The organism is Cyanothece sp. BG0011 (assembly GCF_003013815.1).
GTDB lineage: Bacteria > Cyanobacteriota > Cyanobacteriia > Cyanobacteriales > Microcystaceae > Crocosphaera.
This window is the reverse complement of the sequence record NZ_PRLH01000084.1, coordinates 1-3,355: the sequence shown is the minus strand read 5'-3', so window position 1 is coordinate 3,355 and position 3,355 is coordinate 1. Positions and strand designations below refer to the sequence as shown.

At 36.7% G+C, this 3,355-nt stretch carries 7 protein-coding genes and 1 pseudogene; 4 read left to right on the top strand and 4 right to left on the bottom strand.

Annotation, left to right across the window (positions count from 1 at the left end; translation table 11 throughout):
* Positions 1–91: 91 nt before the first annotated feature.
* From C4E06_RS27870 to C4E06_RS10620, 4 genes are all read right to left on the bottom strand, one after another.
* Positions 92–289 carry a hypothetical protein gene (locus C4E06_RS27870; RefSeq protein WP_198648532.1) on the bottom strand — a complete coding sequence of 66 codons (198 nt, stop codon included), beginning with the start codon at positions 287–289 and terminating at the stop codon, positions 92–94.
* A 274-nt stretch (positions 290–563) separates the two neighbouring features.
* Positions 564–1,034, bottom strand: a complete 471-nt coding sequence (locus C4E06_RS27865) for a condensation domain-containing protein (protein ID WP_198648531.1) — start codon at positions 1,032–1,034, stop codon at positions 564–566.
* 5 nt (positions 1,035–1,039) lie between these two features.
* Positions 1,040–1,201: a hypothetical protein gene (locus C4E06_RS27860; RefSeq protein WP_232826224.1), complete on the bottom strand. Its 162-nt coding sequence runs from the start codon at positions 1,199–1,201 to the stop codon at positions 1,040–1,042.
* Between the two features lie 174 nt (positions 1,202–1,375).
* A complete protein-coding gene (locus C4E06_RS10620) occupies positions 1,376–1,705 on the bottom strand; it encodes a hypothetical protein (protein WP_107668035.1) in 330 nt (109 codons plus the stop codon).
* 476 nt (positions 1,706–2,181) lie between these two features.
* On the opposite strand from C4E06_RS10620, the gene C4E06_RS27855 reads away from it, so the two are divergent.
* The 4 genes and pseudogenes from C4E06_RS27855 to C4E06_RS29535 all read left to right on the top strand — a co-directional run.
* Positions 2,182–2,532 (top strand): hypothetical protein, encoded by a 351-nt coding sequence (locus C4E06_RS27855; RefSeq protein WP_198648530.1) that lies wholly within the window; start codon positions 2,182–2,184, stop codon positions 2,530–2,532.
* 29 nt (positions 2,533–2,561) lie between these two features.
* Positions 2,562–2,744, top strand: a complete 183-nt coding sequence (locus C4E06_RS27850) for a hypothetical protein (RefSeq protein WP_198648529.1) — start codon at positions 2,562–2,564, stop codon at positions 2,742–2,744.
* A gap of 33 nt (positions 2,745–2,777) precedes the next feature.
* The gene (locus C4E06_RS27845; protein ID WP_198648528.1) at positions 2,778–2,945 is read left to right on the top strand and encodes a hypothetical protein; all 168 of its coding nucleotides are present in this window, start codon (positions 2,778–2,780) and stop codon (positions 2,943–2,945) included.
* Between the two features lie 185 nt (positions 2,946–3,130).
* A pseudogene (locus tag C4E06_RS29535) lies at positions 3,131–3,355 on the top strand (peptidase S51); the annotation flags it as partial.

Sequence of the window (3,355 nt, the reverse complement as noted above, 5' to 3'; positions counted from 1 at the left end):
GCTTCAAACCCTAGGGTACTGGTAAAAACAATGGCATAGCGTGGGAACATCTCTGCGAAGACGGTTTAATTCTCGCATCACCCGAACCCCACTAAATAGCGATGATCCAGGTCTTGCCATAGTTGTTGTTGCAGTCGTTGGCCCGTTGTTGAAAGGTGTCTAGGGCTGAGTTATCCACAGACAGAAGAGTGACAGAGGTAAAGTCCCCTAAAATGTTGTGAATGTCAGGATGAAAGGGAAGACGGTTAAATAAGGCTAAATTTAAGGTAAATTGGGACTTTTTCCCCATCGGTTAACACTTCACTAAAGGCAGCCAGTAACACCCCGATCCGGTCATGCCCAACTGTTTGGCCCGTTGTTTTAACTGTTGCCAAGTACGACGATCCAATTCACCCTTAAACCGTTGACATTGATGTTTTTTAATAGTGGTTGGATTTTGGCTAAAGGGAGATCAGGGCAGGGGGTAAACTGGAAATTCGACTTAACCAATATCACGGGATTGTTGATAAAGTTCCGTTTCTTGTAAGGCTTTTCAGCATAAATATAGTCCCGAAAGGTAAACTCTAAATTAGGTAAACTGGCTTGAGAATCTTGAGAGAGTTGAAACCATTCTTCAAATAATCTAAAGAGACTCCAAGCATCAAAAATTTGTAATCATAGCTAATATGTAACCTGATTTTATTCTCGTCTAAAAGGGTTGCTCGAAATTCAAATAATGGCCATTTGTCCCAGGGTAAAACTTGGTGAGACATTTCTTGACGAATGCTATTTAAATACTTATTAATTGTATTTTGATCTTTTTTTCTTAAATCTGTGGTTTTAATTTTGTAGTCAGAAACTTCTTTTAATACCTGTTGTCTTCCGTCGGGTAACATAACTGCTCGTAGCATATCATGACGGTTAATCAGTTGGTTTAATGCCCAGTTTAAACTATCTAAATTTAAATCATATCCTTCAATTTCATAATAACCATGGTTGGCGACATTGCCTAATTCTAAAACTCCCATGCGACCCACCCAGAAAGCGTGCTGCATATCCGTTAAAGGAAGGGCTGATAACGATGCTCAGGATCGGCAATAATCGGGGGTAAGCCAGTATTTTTTGCTTGCTTATTTTGTTGTAAAAGCTTTATTATATCTGTTTTATTTTCCTTGAGTAATGCTTTATATTCGTCCGTTAATACTCCTTTACCTGCACGGATTTTTAATTGATCATTTTCCGTCCAAAGTTGAACACAGCTTGAGATAATTCTGTTAATAATTGATTAAATTCATATTCACTAATTTTCCTAACTGATAACTGATAACTGGTAAGTGATCACTGTTACAATGTCATTTCCTCAAAGTCCTCATGGTTACTGTTTGGGTTGAAGTTGTCATCTGAGTAATGGTAATTTGTTCTTGCAAACTGCTGGCAGTTGTTGAATACTGCGATCGCCTAACAGTTGTTCGAGGGACGCAGATAACCCAGATCCCGTTCTAAATGACTTCTTAATTCCATGGCCATTAAAGAGTCTAAAAGGTTGATTAAAGACGCGAACGGAGGTTTTAACCTCCGTATCCAATCTAAGTTTATCGATGCACTCTTCCAAAACTTGTGTCATAGTCTTATCTTTTTGTTGTGCATAAAGTCTTAGTTTAGCTAATCTTTTATCACTTAATCTAATTGTAAAGTTTTCTTGACCATATTGGCAATGCCATTGCAAAACGCTATAATCATAACATGAATTACCAAACTCAGAAAATCTTATTAACAGGTAATATAGATGATGAGGCTCACGCTTACCTTTTATGGTGTTGTGAGCAATCAAATAAACTATATAACTCTGTTTTATTTTCAATTCGTCAAGATTACTTGAAAACTTAATTACAAAACTTGGTTTGATAACAATGATAATTACAGAAGAAGTCCTCGTTTAAGACGGATTAAAGTTAGTTATGCTCAATTATGTAAAGATTTTAAAGATAACGTCCATTATCAGGCAATAGGAGGTCAACAAGGACAACAGACTATTAAGTTAGTAGTAGAAGCCATAAAAGGATATAACAAGCTTTTACCAATGTGGTTTAATGGAGAATTAAAAGACAAACCTAAAATCCCTAATTATCGCAAAAAAGGGCTTTATCAAGTTGCTTTTACTTCTCAAAACATTCGTTATGAACCACAGATCAGAATTTGTCATTGCCTATCGCCAATTCTCAAAGAAAAGAATTAGAAAACCCATCAGTTATTATTCCTAGTGGAGCTAATTTTCAATTCTTAGATATAGCAGAGATAAGAATTGTTCCTCAAAATGGTAAATTATGGGCAGAATATGTCTATAAAACTCAGTTGGTCAAAGCTTCTAACCTTGATTATTCTCATGCTCTTGCCATTGATCATGGGGTTGACAATTGGCTTAGTTCTGTAACAACCAAAGGTAAATCTTTTATTGTCAATGGTAGAAGAATTAAGTCAATTAATCAGAGATATAATCGCTTTGTCGCTAAGTATAAACAGGGAAAATCCAAGATTACTGGGATGATAAATTAGAGCAGGTCACTCACAGGCGTAACTGTCAAATGAGAGACGCTATTAATAAAGCAGCAAGGTTTGTCATTAATTACTGCTTAAAACATCAAATTGGTAACATTGTTTTTGGTTGGAATGATAGACAAAAAGAGTCAATTAATATAGGGAAAACTAATAATCAAAACTTTGTACAAATTCCAACGGCAAGACTTAAAATCGTATTCAACAATTAGCTGAATCAGTAGGAATTATCTTTACTGAAATTGATGAAGCGTATAGCTCAAAAGCCAGTTTCCTTGATGATGATTAGTCCGAATTATGGTGAAAAACCCAAAGGGTATAAGTTTTCAGGGAAACGATTTAAGCGTGGATTATATAAAACAGCTAAAGGCTGGTTAGTAAACGCTGATATTCAGCAGCAGCAAATCTGTTAAAAAAGGTAGCCACACAGCTAGGAATAAACCTAGCCAGGGTGGTTAAGGAATGTTTGACTGTTCCTAAACGCTATGAGCTTGATGGACTATCTCGATCATATCGTAAGCAAGCGGAAATGTGGCTTCAGCCCATTGAAGCTTAACCGCTTAGAATCCCGGCGTTTTTAAACCTTGGAGAAGTCAAAGAACATATTCATCGAAGTGATTTTCTGCAAGTCCCTTACCTACACCAAGTGCTGACAGATACCCATTTAGATCGACTCAATCAATGGAATCCAGAAACTCGCTATGGAAGGCTATTGGGTTTATTAGCTAAGGTCATTTATGAAGATAATAATCAACTTGACCATTATGGCATTGGACTAGAAGAAGGGGCCTTTGTGGCGATCGATGACCAAGGTATTGCTAAG